This window comes from Yeosuana marina, from assembly GCF_011762485.1.
Classification (GTDB): Bacteria; Bacteroidota; Bacteroidia; order Flavobacteriales; family Flavobacteriaceae; genus Yeosuana; species Yeosuana marina.
In genome coordinates this window covers 149,119-169,143 of record NZ_JAAKGI010000037.1, presented here as the reverse complement: position 1 = coordinate 169,143, position 20,025 = coordinate 149,119, and the positions used below count along the sequence as shown (strand labels likewise).

General features: G+C 33.5%; 15 protein-coding genes. All 15 read right to left on the bottom strand.

Annotated features, from left to right (window positions below):
- Window positions 1-8 precede the first annotated feature (8 nt).
- On the bottom strand, window positions 9-914 hold the full coding sequence (locus tag G5V56_RS16445) for a geranylgeranylglycerol-phosphate geranylgeranyltransferase (RefSeq protein ID WP_166967108.1): 906 nt from the start codon (window positions 912-914) through the stop codon (window positions 9-11).
- A 49-nt stretch (window positions 915-963) separates the two neighbouring features.
- Entirely contained in the window at window positions 964-1,893 is a 930-nt protein-coding gene (locus G5V56_RS16440) for a mevalonate kinase family protein (RefSeq protein WP_166967106.1), read from the bottom strand.
- A 28-nt stretch (window positions 1,894-1,921) separates the two neighbouring features.
- Complete coding sequence (locus G5V56_RS16435; RefSeq protein ID WP_166967105.1) at window positions 1,922-3,034, bottom strand: diphosphomevalonate/mevalonate 3,5-bisphosphate decarboxylase family protein; 1,113 nt, start codon at window positions 3,032-3,034, stop codon at window positions 1,922-1,924.
- A gap of 5 nt (window positions 3,035-3,039) precedes the next feature.
- Window positions 3,040-3,573 carry a DUF1697 domain-containing protein gene (locus G5V56_RS16430; RefSeq protein ID WP_166967103.1) on the bottom strand — a complete coding sequence of 178 codons (534 nt, stop codon included), beginning with the start codon at window positions 3,571-3,573 and terminating at the stop codon, window positions 3,040-3,042.
- 1 nt (window position 3,574) lies between these two features.
- A complete protein-coding gene (locus G5V56_RS16425) occupies window positions 3,575-4,786 on the bottom strand; it encodes a BaiN/RdsA family NAD(P)/FAD-dependent oxidoreductase (protein ID WP_166967101.1) in 1,212 nt (403 codons plus the stop codon).
- A complete protein-coding gene (locus G5V56_RS16420) occupies window positions 4,783-5,460 on the bottom strand; it encodes a glycerophosphodiester phosphodiesterase (protein WP_166967099.1) in 678 nt (225 codons plus the stop codon). The genes G5V56_RS16425 and G5V56_RS16420 overlap by 4 nt, the downstream gene beginning before the upstream one ends.
- 16 nt (window positions 5,461-5,476) lie before the next feature.
- The gene (locus G5V56_RS16415) at window positions 5,477-6,343 is read right to left on the bottom strand and encodes an acyl-CoA thioesterase (protein ID WP_166967097.1); all 867 of its coding nucleotides are present in this window, start codon (window positions 6,341-6,343) and stop codon (window positions 5,477-5,479) included.
- Between the two features lie 71 nt (window positions 6,344-6,414).
- Window positions 6,415-8,073 (bottom strand): alpha-amylase family glycosyl hydrolase, encoded by a 1,659-nt coding sequence (locus tag G5V56_RS16410; protein ID WP_166967095.1) that lies wholly within the window; start codon window positions 8,071-8,073, stop codon window positions 6,415-6,417.
- 3 nt (window positions 8,074-8,076) lie between these two features.
- On the bottom strand, window positions 8,077-9,891 hold the full coding sequence (locus tag G5V56_RS16405; protein WP_240911386.1) for an alpha-amylase family glycosyl hydrolase: 1,815 nt from the start codon (window positions 9,889-9,891) through the stop codon (window positions 8,077-8,079).
- Window positions 9,892-9,968: 77 nt separating this feature from the next.
- Window positions 9,969-12,353 carry a glycoside hydrolase family 31 protein gene (locus tag G5V56_RS16400; protein ID WP_166967091.1) on the bottom strand — a complete coding sequence of 795 codons (2,385 nt, stop codon included), beginning with the start codon at window positions 12,351-12,353 and terminating at the stop codon, window positions 9,969-9,971.
- A complete protein-coding gene (locus G5V56_RS16395) occupies window positions 12,350-13,507 on the bottom strand; it encodes an alpha/beta hydrolase (protein ID WP_166967089.1) in 1,158 nt (385 codons plus the stop codon). Before G5V56_RS16395 ends, G5V56_RS16400 begins: the two co-directional genes overlap by 4 nt.
- A gap of 12 nt (window positions 13,508-13,519) precedes the next feature.
- Window positions 13,520-15,451 carry a glycoside hydrolase family 13 protein gene (locus tag G5V56_RS16390; protein WP_166967087.1) on the bottom strand — a complete coding sequence of 644 codons (1,932 nt, stop codon included), beginning with the start codon at window positions 15,449-15,451 and terminating at the stop codon, window positions 13,520-13,522.
- A gap of 18 nt (window positions 15,452-15,469) precedes the next feature.
- A complete protein-coding gene (locus G5V56_RS16385; protein ID WP_166967085.1) occupies window positions 15,470-17,776 on the bottom strand; it encodes a glycoside hydrolase family 65 protein in 2,307 nt (768 codons plus the stop codon).
- 102 nt (window positions 17,777-17,878) lie between these two features.
- On the bottom strand, window positions 17,879-18,535 hold the full coding sequence (pgmB, locus tag G5V56_RS16380; RefSeq protein ID WP_166967290.1) for a beta-phosphoglucomutase: 657 nt from the start codon (window positions 18,533-18,535) through the stop codon (window positions 17,879-17,881).
- 3 nt (window positions 18,536-18,538) lie between these two features.
- Window positions 18,539-19,900: an MFS transporter gene (locus G5V56_RS16375; protein WP_166967083.1), complete on the bottom strand. Its 1,362-nt coding sequence runs from the start codon at window positions 19,898-19,900 to the stop codon at window positions 18,539-18,541.
- Between the last annotated feature and the right edge of the window lie 125 nt (window positions 19,901-20,025).

Sequence of the window (20,025 nt, the reverse complement as noted above, 5' to 3'; positions counted from 1 at the left end):
TAAAAATCTTAAAACAGTCTGTTTAATACAACATCTACATCAATTAACAGAATACAAAACACCCCAAATACAATGATGAATTTTAAAATATTATGAAGAATTAAATAATGAATTTTTGTTTTAGATTTCCATAAAAGCACTAAAAAAATAATCAATAAAACAATACTTAAATAGAAGTATATATACATATACCCTAATTTAAATTTAAACAACAAGAGAAACGTTGGGATTAAGGTTAACACCGATAACACAGTTAACATAATCTTTGATACATTTTCTCCATAAACAATAGGAATAGTCTGGTAATTTAGCGCTAAATCTCCCTTAATATTTTCTAAATCCTTAGTAAGCTCTCGCATGGATAAAATTAAAAACAAAAACGTAGCGTGAACAAAAATAACGTGTTCAAAATTTTTGTAATAAATAAAAACAGCGAAAAAAGGGGTGATAGTTAAAATGGCAGACGTTAAGTTTCCAATAAAAGGTAGTTTTTTTAATTTATGCGAATAAAACCATATACCAAAAATGTAAACAGAGAAGAATAGTACAGCTTTAAAAGACACATAACTAGCCAAAACAACGGCTATAAAGTTTAAAACAAAATAAAAAGACAACTTGGTATGTTGATTTACTAATCTATCTAGTTTAGATTTTATGGGTTTATTGATTAAATCCTTTTCAGAATCGTAAAAATTATTAACAATATAACCCGCAGCAATAGTAACAGCTGATGCTAAAACAATGACAAACAAATTAGGATCAAAAAGAACTTGTCTTAAGGGTTTATCATGCGCTAAAATATATATTGAAGCTAGATATTGAGCTACAACAATAATTAAAATATTGTAGCCTCTTACTACAGAAAACATACTAAAAAATTTAATTAGAATATGTTTCTGCTTTCTTGTAAACATAAAAAATAATTAAAAGACTCTTGTGAAAGATATTTTGTACTTGTGGAAATTAGAAATTATAAACTACTTCTAATTTATAATCTTTAAGTGCTTGTTTAGCCTTTTCAATATCCTCTGTAAAACCAAGGATATAGCCTCCACCACCTGAACCACAAAGTTTCAAATAATAGTCATTAGTTTTAAGACCCTTTTTCCAAAGCTCATGAAACTCTATAGGAATCATTGGTTTAAAATGATTTAAAACAACTTTTGATAATTGTTTGGTATTTTTAAACAGTGATTTAATATCGCCTTTTAAGAAATCATCAACACAAGCATCTGTGTGTTTTATAAACTGATTTTTAATCATATTACGAAACCCTTCTTGCTTCATGTTTTCCATGAAGATACTCACCATTGGAGCTGTTTCTCCAATAATACCGCTGTCTATTAAAAACACGGCACCTTTACCGTCTGTAGATTGAGAAGGAATACCCGTAGCTTCAATATTATCTTTTGAATTGATTAAAATAGGAATACTTAAATAGCTATTTAAAGGATCTAAACCAGAAGATTTGCCGTGAAAAAAAGATTCCATTTCAGAAAAAATAGACTTCAACTTTAAAAGTTTTTCTCTTGTCAGGTTTTCTAAAACGGTTATTTTGTCAAAAGCATATTTATCATAAATAGCAGCTACTAAAGCACCACTACTTCCTACTCCATAACCTTGCGGAATGGAAGAATCAAAATACATACCGTCGTTAACATCGTTTTGAAGTTGCTCGATATCAAACCTTACCAATTCTGAATTGATGCTTTGTAAATAAGTTACAAAACGTTGTAAACTTTGGTTTGATTGGATAGCTTTTTCAGAAGGGTTATCTGCTTTTTTTAAAGCACCATTGTAAAAACTATAAGGAATTGACAATCCTTTGGAATCCTTAATGATTCCATACTCTCCAAAGAGTAAAATTTTCGAATAAAAAAGCGGTCCTTTCATTACTTATTTTGATATTGGCTTTATAAAGTTACAATTGTTTTGCTCCAAAACCAATTATGTCGCAAATATAATGTCCATTTTCGCAATATGCAACTAATTCATTCTTAATGAATTCTAAAACTGAAGCCGCATCTTTTTCAGGATATAACACATGGACATTAGCACCAGCATCTAATGTAAAACTAACAGGTAACCCCGTATGTTGCCTGAACAGCCATATTTTATTGATAATCTCCAAAGTATTAGGCTTCATTAAAATAAAATACGGTAGGCTTGTCATCATCATCGCATGAAGCGTTAAGGCCTCACTTTCTATAATCTCAATAAACGCATAGATATCTCCAGATTTAAAAATATCTATTAATTTAGACAGATTATCATTTGCTTGCGTAAAACGCTGTTCTGCAAATGGATGATTATGCATTAGGTTATGACCAACGCTACTGCTTACTTGTTTTTCGCCTTTATCTACTAACAGAATCGTGTCTTGGTAGTTTTTAAAGTTTTCATGTACTTTATAAGGATATTTTGTTCCGAAAAGATCACTACTTCCTTTTATTTCTCTGTGTTCGCCCCAAACAATTAAATCACCTTCAATACTTCGACAAGCACTTCCAGAACCTAAACGTGCTAAGAACGACGCTTTTTTATTAAAATAATCATCATATGATTCAAAAGACCCTTCCTCTTCGCTCGGAGCGACAGCATTACTTAATTGTTTTTCAACACTCATCAAGCACATGGCTAAAGCACTCATACCACTAGCAGACGAAGCAATACCCGAACTATGCGGAAAAGTGTTGCTGGTTTCAATCGTAAAATGATACTCTTTTAAAAATGGTAAATAGACTTCAATACGCTTGAAAAATGTTTCAATTTTTGGTTTAAAATCGTCTTTTTTGTCTCCATCTAGAAATACATCAAATGAAAAATTATCCTGATTCTCTTTTTTAGAAAAACGAAGTGTTGTTGTTGTTTTACAATTATCCAGCGTAAAACTAATTGAAGGGTTTTGAGGAATTTGATTGTCCTTTTTTCCCCAATATTTAACAAGAGCAATATTACTTGGCGACGACCATGTAAATTGTCCTTTTTCGATAGATTCGGAATATGCTTTTGGGATAAAATTTTGTTCTGTCATAACAACTAATCTGAGCACAAAGATAATAACTTTACCATAGTTTTATAGTTTCTTGTGGTAGCAGTTACTTTTAATTTTCTTTCAAAAAAATTATTGTTGCATTTGGCTCTTCCGTAACCAATTGTACTATAAAAATAAGCACATTCGTTAGTGATGTAAAATTCTTCATTATGATATGTTACATGTTTAAGGGCTTCAACTAAACTTTTATCAGGCTTTTTATGAAGCAATGTAAAATAGCTTTGCTCTGTTTTTTCGTCTGAAAATGGTGCTTTAGATAAAATTACATCTAATTGTTTGCAAGTTTTTACTAACACCGAAACTTCAAAACCAAAATAAGAAAACAACTTGTTCTTTATTAATTCTTCTAGTTGATTCTGATTTGTTTTTACGGTTTGAAACACCACATTTCCACTATTAATATAGGTTTTCACATTAAGCAAACCCAGTTCTTGCATTGCCGAGGTTAATGCTGCCATGGGCACTTTTTTTTGCCCACTAACATTAATTCCTCTAAGTAATGCAATATATGTTGTCATTTTATTTTGAGATATGTTTCGCGACGATAAACCCACTCGTCCAGGCATTTTGAAAATTAAATCCGCCAGTTACCGCATCAATATTCAAGACTTCACCAGCAAAATAAAGATTTTTATACAGCTTACTTTCAAAGGTTTTAAAATTAACCTCTTTTAAATCGATACCACCCGCCGTTACAAATTCTTCTTTAAAGGTACTCTTTCCATCCACATAAAAAATCGCCTTTGTTAATTGATTAGCTAAGGCTTCTAATTGCATTTTATTCATATCTGCCCAGCGCGTTTCTATATCCATATGAGATGCTAAAATCAATTGCTGCCAAAGTCGTTTAGGCATTTCGAACTGTGCCGATTTATAAACTGTTTTTTTAGCTAAATCCTGTTTTAAAACCTTCAAAATATCTAAACAATTCCCAAATGATTTTCTGATAAAATTAATTTCTATTTGAAATTTATAGTTGCGTTTGGCCAATTCTAAAGCACCAAAAGCCGATAGTTTTAAAATCGCAGGGGCACTCATCCCCCAATGTGTGATTAGTAAAGGCCCTTCGGAATATAAATCGGTATCAATAACTTTAATCTCAACATTTGAAGCCACAACACCAGGAATATCTTTTATCCGTTCATCTTTAATATTAAATGTAAACAATGAAGGAACCGGCGGCGAAATGGAATGCCCCAAATGTTCTAAAAGCTTCCATATTTTTGTATTACTTCCTGTGGCAACAACTAATTTCTCCGTAATAAAATTTTCTTTTGATGTTTCAATCTCCCAGAATTCATTATCCGTTTTAAAAGATATTACCGAATAATTATAATATATATCGACCTTATGCTTTTTAGCTTCTTGAAGAAAACAATTAATTATAGTTTGCGATGAATTTGACACTGGAAACATGCGTCCGTCTTCTTCAATTTTCAACTCGATACCTCGTTTTTCAAACCATTCAATGGTATCACCAGTCATAAATTGATGAAAAGGCCCTAGCAATTCCTTTTCGCCACGTGGATAATTCAACACCAATTCCTGCGGCATGAATTCTGCATGTGTTACATTACAGCGTCCACCACCAGAAACTTTCACTTTCCCCAAGCCTTCTTTTCCACGTTCTAAGATAGCGACACTTAATTTTGGATTTTGTTCGGCAATATTAATAGCTGCAAAAAAACCGGCTGCACCGCCACCAACAATTATCACATCTTTTTTAATCATAATCTATCTGGGTAATCCGAAATTATACCATCAACGCCGTAATCTTTCATTCGGAGTATGGTTTCATCATCATTCACAGTCCACGTATTAACTTTAAAACCTTTTGATTGCGCTCGTTTTACATTCTCTTTGGTTAGCAATGCGAAATTAGGATGAATTGCAACGGCGTTTATGGTTTCAGCAAATTCTAAGACTTCAAAAATACTTGCTTTTGTTAAAACTGCCAACGGAATTTTTTTATTGATTTTAAAAACATCTTCCAACTCATGATGCTGAAAACTAGACACTAAAAAGTCGCTATATTTCCAATCTTTTTGGTTGATATATCTTTCAATAACCTCAACTGTTTTTTCAGCCGTATATCTTCCTTTCAACTCTATATTCAACAAACATGTTTTATTAATAACATCTAAAACTTCTTCTAAAGTTGGAATTTTGAAATGATTGTCAACTTGCAATGCTTTCAACTCAGAAAGTGTCCTTTTACCAATTTCTCCTGTTCCGTTGGTCATCCTATTTAAAGTAAAATCATGAAATACCACCAACTCGCCCGAAGCACACACATGCACATCTATTTCGATACAATCCACACCAAAATCTAAGGCTTTTTGTATCGATGCAATGGTGTTTTCGGCAACATACGCTTTGGCGCCTCTGTGACCTATTTTCTGCATGTCTCTTTGTTAGATATTATTTGTCTAAAGGTCGCATTAATCCTTCCTGAGCCACTGATGCGACCAGCTTGCCATCTCTCGAAAATATATTACCTCTTGCAAATCCTCTAGCATTTGAAGCATTTGGCGATTCCATGGAAAACAGCAACCAATCATCAAAATCAAAATCTCTAAAATACCACATCGAATGGTCTAAACTTGCTGTTTGCGTATTGCCCCAATGCGCCACACTGGCATGAGGATTAAGTGCTGATACCAAAATATTATAATCTGAAATATAGGTTAATACTTGCTGCTTAGTAGCTAAATCTAAATTTTTAATATCACCTTTCAACTTAAACCAAACGTTACTAAACGGCGGTAAATCTTTTTTCTCTAATGGATTTACAATTTCAGTTGGTTTAAACTCAATCGGACGTTCAATTTCAAAAAAAGTCTTAAGTCGCTTTGGTAAATAATCACCAAACTGATGTAAAATATCGTTCCAACTTAGAAGAGCTTCCGGTTGTTTTAAATCAGTTTTCATTTCTATTTGGTGATTGTAACCCTCTTCCTTCTTATGAAATGACGCCGACAAAATAAAAATAGTAGTATCATTTTGCTGAGCCGTTACGCGCCTTACCGAAAAACTACCTCCGTCTCTTACTAAACTAACATTAAATACAATTGGTAAATGCAACTGCCCCGCTTCTAAAAAATAAGCGTGCATAGAATGTAAAATGCGCTCGTTATGAATGGTTCTGCAGGCAGCATTTATGGCTTGTGCTAAAACTTGACCGCCAAACACATATTGATTTCCAACGGTTTTGCTATGCCCAATAAACTGGGTGTCATCAACTTTTTCTAGAATTAAAAGATCTAATAAATCTTGAACTGATGTCATTTTTTGCTTTATTTTTTGAATTTATAAAGCTATTAAAATACATTGGCAATTAATATAAATCCATATGATATTTATTGTTTCTCCAATAATACAATATCGAATTCAGAATCAATCACAGCATTACCCTTACTGACGTTTACATTCTGATTTGAATAAGCGTCGTGCAACATTTCACCATCCTTGAATATTTTGGACACATCAAGTGTTTTTATTCCTTTTGGTAAATCCAATCCAATAACAATTAAATCATTGTATGCTCCTTTAGAATAACTTCTATAGAAAACATAGGGTTTTTGAGTAATCATTTGATGAATCCCTGCTCCTATTGCTGGGTGGTTTGCCCTGAATCGTCCCAATTTTTGTGAATGTAACAAAAGATTTTTTGTGTCTTCATTGGTTTGAATAGAATCCCAATTCATAAAAGACCGAAGTGTAGCATCTCCCACAGTGCCTTCAATAATTAATGGTCTAGCCGTTTCATCTCCGTAATAAATTTGTGAAGTACCCGGTGTCAACAATAATTTTGTGATAGCTTCATAAGGCTTTTCTCTTTTAATATCAAAAGGACTAGCATCATCATGTGATGTCACATAATTTAATGTGCCAAATCCTTTTAATTGATTATCTAATAGTTTTGAATATTTAGAAAATGTGGCTTCATAAGAATTTTTCGCATCTGATTTAAATTCAAAATTTATCAAACTATGAAAACTATGGTCAAAGAAATTGACTTGCTTATCACCATAATCAAAAATCTGTCCGGAGCTAATGTTATAATTATATACTTCTCCTACTAAATAAAACGGATTATCATCTAAAACCTTATCAGGGTTATTCTTTTTCCATTGAGAAAAAGCATAGTCACATTCGGTTCTAAATTCTTGCCATACATAGGGTTCGGTATGCTTAACTGTATCAGCTCTATAGCCATCAATCCCAAATTCTTTGATATAATCTGTCAACCATTTAATGATATAAAAACGAGGTGCTCTTGGGTAGCCTGTTCGTTTAAAAAAGGCATCCAATTCTGCAACTTCTTTATCATAACGCCCTTCAGCTTTCCACTTTTCAACTAATAATGGAGGTAGTGCTACACTGTCATTACTCTCTGTTTTTATATCTGGCAGATTTTCAACTAAGTTGCACGTTACAGTCCCTTCATAATCTTTATAATCACACTTATCTTCGGTCCGTACCCAATCGTTAGGATAAACCTTGTCTACATCTGTTACAGGACCTGTATGATTAATCACGGCATCAAGAACGATTCTGATTCCTTTTTTATGGGCAGCCTCTACCAAAGTTTTTAAATCATCTTTGGTTCCAAAATTAGGGTCTAGTGCCGTCCAATCCTTTGCCCAATAGCCATGATATGCATAAGTAACGCCTGTCCCTTCATCTGTTGCACCATGAATTTGTTCTACAACAGGTGATAACCAGATGGCATTTACACCTAAATCAGTAAAGTAGCCTTCGTCTATTTTTTTCGTTATTCCTTTAATATCGCCCCCTTCAAATCCTCTTAATTTTCCTGTTGTTTTTGTTCTATTAAAATTAATATCGTTTGAAGTGTCTCCATTATTGAATCTATCTACTAACAAAAAGTATAGATTTGCACCATTCCAAACAAATGGCACTTCCTTTTTTGCATCACGCTCATTATTCTCATCGTTTGACTTACAACTGAACATCGTTAAAACAGCCAATAGTAGAACTAAAAATTTATGCATAATTTAATTGATTTTAAGAATAAATGATTCTAAAGGTTTTATATCTATTCGCATAGTAGCATGATGATTATGAACCTTTAAGGTAGACTGATATTGATTATATAATTGGTCTTTTACCTGGTAATCTCCATCATTTAAACCCCATTTACTTATTATATCTTGAGGTAATTGCAACTCGAAACCGTAAGTATTATCAGGATTAAAGTTTGAAACTATAATTAATTTTTCGGTATCGCTCCAACGTACAAATGATAACACTTGGTCGTTATACCATTCTGTATGTTGCCTATTATAGTGATGAATATCCTCATAGTTTTCAGCTAATGCCGAACTTTTTATGGTAATATTCAGTAAGCGTTTGTAGAAATCTCTAAGCGTTTTCTCTTCTTCTAAAGAATTTCCACCATCAAATTGTTTGTTATTAACCCAACGTTGCACATGTGGCACTCCTATATAATCATAAATAGAGGTTCTTGAAGGCTTTCCAAATCCAGCATCTTCGGCTCCGGGTTCGCCTAATTCCTGTCCAAAATAAATCATTGTTGGTGAGGTACTTATTGTGGCTGAAACAACCATGGCTGGCTGTCCTTTTTTGGGATTTCCTGCAAACTCAGGGCTTGCTATGCGTTGTTCATCATGATTTTCTAAAAAATGAAGCATATGATGTTCAATATCCTTTAAATCTTCCTGAATTTTAGGAATATAGTCGGTACTGCCATGACCTTGCATGATGTGCTTTATGGTATCGTAAAGTTGCACCTTGTCGTATAGATAATCCATTTTTCCTTTTTTAATGTAATCTCTGTAGAGACTAGGATTATAAACTTCGGCTAATAAAAAAGCATCACTATTTTTCATTTTGATGTTTGAATTCATATAACTCCAAAATTCTACAGGCACCATTTCTGCCATATCATATCTAAAACCATCTACACCAAAATCCAACCAATACAAAGCAATATCCTTAAATTTAATCCATGAATCTGGAACCGTTTTGTCCTGCCAAAATTTAAAATGTTTAGTGTAATTTTCATTTTCAAAACCTTCCGGTAATTCATTAAAGTCTTTATGACCTTCTGGTGATATACCATAATTTATTTTTACTGTTTCGTACCAATCATTCATATCTGGTTGCGATGCACGAGATCCGTTACCTGTCCATTTCGCTGGACTTTCCTTAAACTTACCATCCAGTAATTGGTTATGTTCTCCCCCTAACGGTTTATAACCATCTCGCCAATTTGGAACTTTAAATGCTTCTCCTGGGTTGTAATAAAAGTTATTGTTCACGTTATAAACAACAGTTGTATCATCCTTTGCTCCAAAATCTTCAACACCTTCAGGCTTTGATAAACTATGATAATTTCTAGCAACATGATTAGGAACAATGTCTATGATTACTTTTAATCCTGCTTTATGAGTTCTTTCAATAAGTGCCTTGAATTCTTCTAATCTGTTTTCGGGATTTTCAGCCAAATCAGGGTCTACATTATAATAATCTTTTACCGCATATGGCGACCCTGCTCTACCTTTTACAACATCTGGGTCGTCATTTGAAATACCATATTTTGTATAATCTGTTATGACATCATGATGAGGAATACCTGTATACCAAATATAAGTAACGCCTAAATCCTTGATTTCCTTTAACGCTTTATCTGTAAAATCACTAAACTTACCCACACCGTTTTCTTCAATGGTTCCCCACGGTTTATTGGTTAAATACGTGTTTCCAAACAGACGTGTAAACACTTGGTAAACGACTTGTTTATGTAGGTTTTCGTTGGTTTTCTTTATGGGTTCAATATCCGTTTTCATAGGTTTTTTACAAGCAAAACATAGTACTAAAATTAATAGTGACAAATTTCTATAGGTTTTAATCATCGTACTAATTTTTAAATTTTTATTTTAATTTCTAACTCATTCTTTGTATTCCATGTTATAGGTACAACTAGTGTTTTATTATCCTTACTCCATTTAATTTCAACACGTTTGCCCTCTACTTTTATTCGTTTTGGCTCCTTTTTAAAATTATGAACAATGAGTTCAATGTGTTTGATTGAAGGAGAATAATTTTCACCTATTTCAGATTCAAATTCAAACTCAACCTGTTTTTTTTCAGATTCAAATTCAAATTCTAACAACTCATACTGTCCTTTTTCAAAAGCTTTTGATGTTTTTCCATCATCATTATAAAACTGACGTTCACTTTCAACTATTGAAGTGTCATTATAATAGTGCAGTTCTAAATCATTACCATTATATGCTTTGGTACTTTGCATAGGTTTTGCCATAAGTACAAATGCTCCTCCCCTTACAAAAGTAGGAATAGAATTTTCGTTAGTTTTAACATTCTTGGTTTGTCCGCCTTCAACGAGTTCATCTGTGTAAAAATCAAACCAGTTATTGTTTTTAGGAAAGTAAACTTGTTTTGTGTAGACGCTATCTTTTAAAATAGGTGACACCAAAAAATCGTGTCCCCATAAATATTCTGACGCCTTAGTTTTAAGAGAATCATTGTTTGGTTCTTCAAAAAACAAGGGGCGCATTAATGGTGCTCCTGTTTGATTATTTTGAAAAACAAGATTGTAATTATAGGGCAATAACTTGTAACGTAATTCTATGGATTGTTTGGCGAGCGCTTTTGCTTTTTCACTTCTAAAAACAGGTTCGCTTGGTACATCTTCTTGTGCATGTGGTCTATAAATAGGTTGAAAAACACCGTACTGCAACCAACGTGTATACAAGTTGTCATCTAAATTGGCACCTGCAAATCCTCCCAAATCAGAATGCATATAAGCCAGTCCTTGCATACCCATTTGAAGCGCAATTTCGGGTTGAGATTGTAAGCCTCCCCAGGTTCTATTCACATCGCCAGACCATGGAATGAGTCCATATCGCTGAGAACCGGAATACCCGGCGCGCATTAAAATAAATGGTCGCTTATTTGGAAAATCTCGCTGATAACCTTCATAAACCAAACGTGCCCAATCCATTCCGTAAATGTTATGAACTTCATCGGCTGTCCCTGTAGCATGTTTTAACCACGACGGATGTAGTTCGGGTTCTCCTAAGTCACCCCAAATGCCTTCTACACCTTTATTAGCTAATCCTTTATAAATATTCCAAAACCACTGTTCTGCTTTTGGTTTGTAGATGTCGATCAAGCCTGTATTCCCAAAAAAGAAATCATACCTAGCAGGGTTACCAAGAGAATCCTTTGCTAACACATCCTCTTCTACAGCCTCTTGCCAGCGCTTTGATGTTGTTAAAACAAAAGGCTCTGTTATCAATACTGTCTTTACCCCTTTACTTTTTAAACGTGATACCATACCTTCAAAATCAGGAAAAGAATCCTTATAAACTTGAAGATTACCCATGGTTCCTTTTACCTCTTTTCCAAACCAATATAAATCCAGAATAACAGCATCAACAGGAATATTTTCCTCTTTAAATTTAGCAATAGTTGCTTCTACCTCTTTCTGTGAATGATACCCAAACCGACTTGAGAAATTACCTAAAACCCACCGCGCTGGCATGGGTTGTTTTCCTGTTAAATCTGTGTAATTATTTATAAGGTCTAACCATGAGTCTCCTACAATAACTTGATAGGTTTTACGTCCCGAAATAGTTTCGTAACTAAGTGTGTTATCCTTCTTGCTATCTAAATCTAAAAAACCAATAGGAGCATTATCAAAATGAATCATATATTCTTTAGAAGACATCACAATTGGCAAGGTGAAGTTCATGAGTTCTGAATGGGTTTCATACCCATAATGCGCTCTATTATACAACTGCAAACGGTAACCACGCCTATTCATTCCTAAAGCTCGTGCTCCTCCTCCATATAAAACCTCGTCTTTGGTAAGATTGAATTGAATGGTTTCTAAACTGTCATTTTTTACATAACCTGCCTTTTCTGAAATAATAGGCTTCCCTTTATAAGAATAAGCTATTTGAAAGGGTTGTTTTTGAATTGAAAGTGAAATTCCTTCCGTTTTATAGACAACATAATTATTGGTATCTGTTAACTCTGTTTTTACCATTTTTGGTTTTAAAACAACAGCATGCGATTTTGGATTGAATGTTTCTCCTGTAGGAATAAAACTGGTTTCAATAATTTGCGGATTGTAAAATTCAATGTGATAGGTTCCGTCAGACACCTTTATTTCTAAATGATTTCCTTTTTCCGTCGCCTCTTTAAATAACCTATGAGTGTTTTGTGACAGTAAATGCCCTCCAAAAAAGAGAAATATTATTACAACTTTAAAAATCTTCATTTTGTTTTATTTTTTTCGGAAAACAACCAACACATCGCATCTGTAAACCCTGATCTCCAAAGTGATTCATTGTGTTTTCCGTTAAGAACAATCTTTTCCATTATATTATCTTCTGGAAAATTTTGATTCTTCATTAAAGCTATCATTTCATTTATGTTTTCTACCATTGCTTCGCTCTCACTATCACCAGCCAAATAGTAAAGCTTAGAATTACAGGCGTTTTTAACATGCGTTTTCGTGAATGAAAAACATTCATTCGCATACCAAAAAGAAGGAGAAAAAACAGCGGCTTTACCAAACACATCTGGTCTTTTTATTGCTGCATAATGTGAAAACAAACCACCCACCGAAGATCCTATAATAGCTGTATTTGCACTATCAGGTTTTGTCCGGCAAAGTTTATCTACTTGGGGTTTTAAGGTGTTAACAAGAAAGTCTAGAAACGCCTCTCCCTCACCTATTCCATATTTTTCATTATCCCAAACCGAATATTCATTTATTCGTTTTTCATTTCCATGATTAATAGCTACAACAATAAAACTTTTTCCTGTTTGATTGTATAACGTATTAAGTTGTTCATCTACCTCCCATTCTCCAGAATAAGAGGTAGCTGTATCAAACATATTTTGTCCATCCAACATGTACAAAACAGGATAGTTGTCTTCTGTCTCGTTATAATTTGGTGGTAAATAAATAGATATTTTTCTGGTTCTATTTAATTGTGGAATTTTAAAGTTTTCAGAAAAAACATATACATTTTTTGCAGCTGTAGAAACTTTCAATTTGTTTTGATCTCTAGGCGAAGTCCAATTTGAAATAGCAACATACACGGTGTCGTTGGGCTTATTGAAAACATAATTTCTGTTTTCAATAGCGCTTCCATCTTTATTACACTCTACGGTATCCCAATTACCTAATGTGAATTTAAAATTAATTGCTTCTTTATATTCAGGAATTGTAATACTAAACACTTTCTTTTCGTGCTTCAGTTTATAGGCTTCTTGTCCTCCAGACCAGCCTTCAAAATTACCAGATAGATATACCGAATTAGTTTCTAATGTTTTTTCGGGAAATTCATTAACTATAAAGGTCACTTGTGCCAATGACTTTAACACCATTAAAAAAGAGAATAAAAACAACAATCCTTTCAACATTCCTATTATCTTTTATTTAAGCTTTGTAGTTAATAAAAGAGCCCCTTCTTGTTTTAATTCTAAAGTATCTCCCCATTTAAAAACCTCATCAGTAATTATATTTTTAACCGATTTTCCTTTGAGTCCTATTTCTTCAAATCTGCTTAAATCAAGAGTTGTTTCTTGCTTGTTTTTATTTAAAATGTTTATTACAATCTCATCATCTAACACTCTAAACAAAACATATACCCCATTTTCAGGAGCAAAATGAATGGTTTTACCTTCGTGAATCGCATTACTGTGTTTTCTATAATTAACCAGTTTTTTTACAAACAATTGCATGTCTTTTTGAGCGTCTGTTAACCCTTCTCCTGTAAAGGCATTAACGGCATCTCCTTCCCATCCACCAGGGAAATCTGACCTGATTAAACCGTGATCGCCTGGTTGTGCCGAGTCACTCATTAATATTTCGGTACCATAATAAAACTGTGTAATTCTTGGAACTGTGAAAACGTAAGCTAACGCCATTTTTGTCTTCACAGCATCTTCATGCAGCTGGGTAAATATTCTACTCATATCATGATTGTCAGCAAAAATCATAAAATCTTCAGGTTTTGCATAATGGAAATCATTAGCCAAACCTTCATACATTTTTACAAATCCTCTATCCCATTGTTCGTTTTCATTTAAGCCATTGACTATATTTCGTTGCATGGGGAAATCCATAGGTGATCTCAAATTAGATTCATACCCATCTTTGTTATTCATACCCTTTTGCCAATACCCAACAATTAAAGGATTATAGCTCCACTCTTCGCCTACAATACTGAAATTGGGATATTCAGTCATTATTGCGCCAGCCCAATGAGACAAAAATGTTTTATCTGAATACGGATAAGTATCTTGCCTAATACCACCAAGACCCAATGTTTCAACCCACCAAATACTATTTTGTATTAAATAGGTTGCCATATGTGGGTTTTTTTGATTTAAATCTGGCATTGCCGGTACAAACCACCCATCACTCATTTCATGCTTATCTTTTTCTGAAGCATACAAGTCTTGATTACTTGTTCGTCTATGATTGGAATTTTTTAATTGTGTATGATTCTCAAACGATTTTTGCTGATTTACCCAATCAGAAAACGGTAAATCTTTCATCCACCAATGCTCACTTCCGCAATGATTAACCACCTGATCCATAATTAATTTTATACCCTTTTCTCTGGCTTTATCGGCAAGTTCCTTATATTCTGAAAGGGTTCCAAAACGTGGATCAACTTGATAAAAATCAGTCATAGCATAACCATGGTAAGATGTCCTAGGCATGTCATTGGTTAACAATGGGCAAGGCCAAATGGCCGTAAAGCCCATATCATCTATATAGTCTAAATGATTAATAATTCCTTTAATGTCACCGCCATGTCTTGCATAATCATCCTGTTTGTTAATTGTTGTTTCTTCTAAATTTAAATTCACATCATTAGACGTGTCACCATTTGCAAAACGATCTGGCGTAATTAAATAAATAGCATCACTACTATTAAAACCTATATAATCTTCAGCTGACTTTGTTCTTGATTTTAGCTCGTAAGTTTGAATTTTTTGTTCGCCATTTTCAAATTTGAAAACAATATTGAATTTTCCTGGCTTTGTAGATTCTGAAATGTTTAAATCTATAAACAAATAATTTGGACTGGTTCCTTTACTTACCTTTTCAATAGAAACACCGTTATAAGATATTTCAGGAGTTGCCTTTGAAATATCATCTTCATGTACCAATAATTCAAGTTTTGAATTCTTAAATCCAATCCACCAATTAGAAGGTTCTAATCTTTGAATATCATGGTGTTCAACAATAGGTTCTGAAGTCATATGTTCTATTGGTTTTTCTAAAGACTTATTTTTACAAGACCAACAAAAGGTAATGACAAAAATTGAAACGATATAAAAGAAATTCTTCATTTTTTTAAATTTTATAAACTACACCGTAACTAAACTATGAGGACGTATTGAAACCAATTTATCATGAACCATAATATCTAAAGCAGACGTTCCTTCTAACTCAAAATGAATTTCGTTTTGACACACATTAACTTTTAAAATTTGATTTCTGAAATTAATTTTAAAAGAGTAAGTTTCCCATTGTTTTGGTATTTTAGGATTAAACGACAGCCTATTATTTTTAACGCGCATACCACCGAAACCTTCTACAATACTCATCCAGGTTCCTGCCATACTTGTTATATGCAACCCTTCATGCACTTCATGATTGTAATCATCTAAATCTAGGCGTGAGGTGCGCAGGTAAAAGGTATACGCCTGCTCCATTCGGTTTAATTTAGCTGCTTGAATACTGTGAACACATGGAGATAACGAGCTTTCATGAACCGTAAATGGCTCATAGAAATCAAAATGACGCTCTAATTCTTCCGTGGTAAAATCATCTTCGAAAAAGTAAAACCCTTGAAGCGTATCTGCTTGTTTAATATATGGAGAACGCAAAATCCGATCCCAAGACCATTTTTGATTGATAGGTCGTTGTGATGCATCAAGGTTTTCCGCTGCAATTAATTCTTTATCCAAAAAGCCATCTTGTTGTAAATACACTTGTTTCTCTTCTGAATAAGGGAAATACATTTCGTCTGCCACCGCTTTCCATTGTGTTATTTCAGCTTTAGAAAGCTTCACCTTGTTCATGATTCTTGTAAAATCTGAAGGATAGTCTTTTTCAACAATATCTATATTTTCAACAGCATAGTTAATACACCACTTGGCTATATAATTGGTATAGAAATTATTGTTTACGTTATTTTCGTATTCATTTGGTCCTGTTACACCAAGAATAACATACTTTTTTCTAGCTTCTGAAAAAGTAGCGCGTTGATGCCAAAAGCGAGCAATACCTATTAAAACCTCTAATCCTTTTTCAGGAATATAACTATAATCTGAGGTAAAACGATGATAATTGAATATTGCATATGCTATAGCTCCATTACGGTGAATTTCTTCAAAGGTAATTTCCCATTCATTGTGACACTCTTCACCATTCATGGTCACCATTGGATATAAAGCGGCTCCATTGGTAAATCCTAATTTTTCAGCATTTTCAATAGCTTTATCAAGGTGGTGATAACGGTATTTCAATAAATTTCTTGCTACCTTTTGATTTTTGGTGGCTAAATAAAATGGTATACAATAGGCCTCAGTATCCCAATACGTACTTCCTCCATATTTTTCTCCGGTAAATCCTTTTGGACCAATATTTAATCGAGCGTCTTTACCCAAATAGGTTTGATTTAACTGAAAAATATTAAAACGTATTCCTTGTTGTGCTTTCACATCGCCTTGAATAGTAATATCTGCCATCTCCCAAATTTTAGCCCAAGCTGCTTTTTGCATGTCCAGAAGCGCATTAAACCCCTTTTTGATAATACCGTCAAGTGTTCCTTTGGCTACCGATATCAATTCGTTTTTATCGTGATTTCTATCAACCGTGTAACCACCAAATTTTGTAAGCGTTAAGGTATCTCCTCTACTTATTTTATTTTCATATTGAAATTCAATATAGTTAGCAGTCTCCTTTACTTTATTTTTTTGATTTAAAACAGTACCATTTAATGACACCAATGTTCTCATTGATGTACACACATAAAAATGAGTTTTCATGGTACGAGACAATATGCAAGCATGATTATTTTCATAATACACACTCAAAACATCCCAAAATTTATCATCCCAATTAGAGTCTTCATTGGTAATACCACTATCTAAATAGGGTGTGAAATTTATGTCTGCATCATTGTTTAAAGGAGTAACGTTATATTCAATAGCACCGACCTCATCGACATCCAAACTCAGAAATCGTTTGGTTTCTACTTGTATTTCTGTACGGTTTTGCAACGTAGCTTTAAAACTTCTCGACAACCAACCTTCCTGCATATTAAGTTCTCTGCGAAAGTTTTCTACTTTTACACACGTAAATAAGTCTAATGCTTCTCCATTGACAGTTACATTAATTCCTATCCAATTAGGTGCATTCAATACTTTTGCAAAATATTCCGGATAGCCGTTTTTCCACCAACCAACTCGAGTCTTATCGGGGTAATAAACACCTGCAATATAACTTCCTTGAAATGTTGGTCCTGAGTAATGCTCTTCGAAATTAGCACGCTGCCCCATAGCTCCATTACCAATACTGAATAAACTCTCTGAAGATTTTACTTTATTAATATCAAAGCCTTCTTCTATGATGGACCAATTATCTGGTTTAATATAATCTTGATTCATATTCTTTCAATTTTAGACAATAGACACCAAGCAGCTTCATTAGTGTAATTCGTAGCTTGATTTACTTTCTAATTGTCTTATTTCTTTGGTTTTTTATTTTTTTTATTTTTCGATAAGTTTTGTTATGAAATGTGTGCTTATCTGGGTAAAATCTTTAAAAATATAATCAGCTTCAAAAAGAACCTGTTTCTCTCCAATTCCAACAGAAATCATATTAGCCGCATTGGCTGCTTGAATTCCGGCGACAGAATCTTCAAAAACAATACAATCTTCTGGTTTAATTTGAATCGCTTCGGCAGCCTTTAAAAATACTTCTGGGTCAGGTTTTGCTTTTGTAACAGCATTACCGTCTACAATAGCATTAAACTGATTAAATAAGTTTACTTTATTAAGAATTTCTGGTGCATTTTTACTTGCTGACCCTAAGGCAATTGGTTGATTATTTTCTATTAAAAAATCTAATATTTTTGTAACATCTGGCAAGATTTCTGACCTATTCATTTTATCAATATAGCTCAGATAATCTTCATTCTTCATTGACATTAACCGATTAAATTCTGCCTCTGAAAGGGTTTTGTTGCCCCATTTTAAAATTTTCTGAAGCGATTCAATACGACTAACACCTTTAAGTTGTTCGTTTTGGATTTCGGTAAAATCTACACCAATACTATTGGCCAATTTTTTCCATGCTAAAAAGTGATACTTTGCTGTATCTACAATTACGCCGTCCAAATCGAATATAAATCCTTTTTTGTTCATCATTTATGATTGTATTACATCATCTACATCTTTCACTTTATACACCAACGCTGCTGCTATTAAAAAACTAACACCACTTAACATTAAAGCGAAAATTGCATGATTATCATAAGCATATTTAACCAATGGTCCACCAATTAATGCATTAATAATTTGAGGTATCACAATGAAAAAATTAAAAATTCCCATGTAAACCCCCATCTTTTTTGGAGAAATAGAACCTGCTAAAATAGCATAAGGCATGGCTAGAATACTCGCCCAAGCAATTCCTACTCCAATCATAGAAACAATAAGCCAATTTTTATCTGGCATAATGTAAATAGATAATAGTCCTAAACCACCAATAATTAATGAAAGTGCATGAGTTCGTTTTCTTCCTATTTTTTTTGCAATGTATGGCAATGCAAAGGCATAAAATGCTGATATTAAATTATAAACTCCAAAAAGAACTCCTATCCAATCTCCTGCATCTTGATAGGTTGCACTACTACTGTCTGTATACGACAATCCATAGATATGTTGTGCAATGGCTGGTGTTGCAAAAACCCACATACCAAAAAGCCCAAACCATGAAAAGAACTGCACCCAACTTAACTGGCGCATAGTAACCGGCATCTTTCTAAAATCATCAAAAATGTCTAATAAACTAGATTCCTTTACTTCTTCATCCATTGAAATAATTTCAGAATCGGACTTAGCAACTTCAAAATGTTCTAATTCTTCTGGTGAATATTCCTTAGTCGATAATACGGTTACTAAAATTGATATGATTAAAATAACCGCCCCTATAATGAAAGATAAGATTAAATTAAAGGGAACTTCGCCTTCTGCAGTTCTATTGGACACTCCAAACCAATTTGTTAAAACGTATGGCAACCAAGACCCTACAACAGCTCCAAAGCCAATAAGTGCCGTTTGAACACTAAAGCCTAAAGTACGTTGATCGGTTCTAAGATTATCACCTACCAAAGCCCGAAAAGGCTCCATGGCGATATTGAAAGATGCATCCATAATCATAAGCATTCCAGCACCAACCCAAAGAGCTGGCAAAAATGCAATAAAAATATCTGCTTGCGGCATTAAAATTAAGCCAATAGATGCCAATAAGGCGCCTGTTAAAAAGTAAGGCTTACGTCGTCCAAAGCGTCCCCAAGTTTTGTCACTATAATGACCTATTATGGGCTGAACGATAAGTCCCATTAAGGGTGCTATTATCCAAAACCATGATAGCTCATCAACATCGGCTCCAAAAATTTGCAATATGCGACTAGCATTGGCATTTTGTAGGGCAAAACCCATTTGAATTCCTAAGAAACCAAAACTCATGTTCCATATTTCCCAGAAACTCAGTCTACGCTTTTCCATAAATAGTAAGTTAAAATGATTACTATTTGATAAGCATATTACTTATCAAAACTTTTTGGTGAGAAGTGAAAATATAAGTTTCGATATGGGTCAAAGATATAAAATAAATTAATTCGACCAACTAA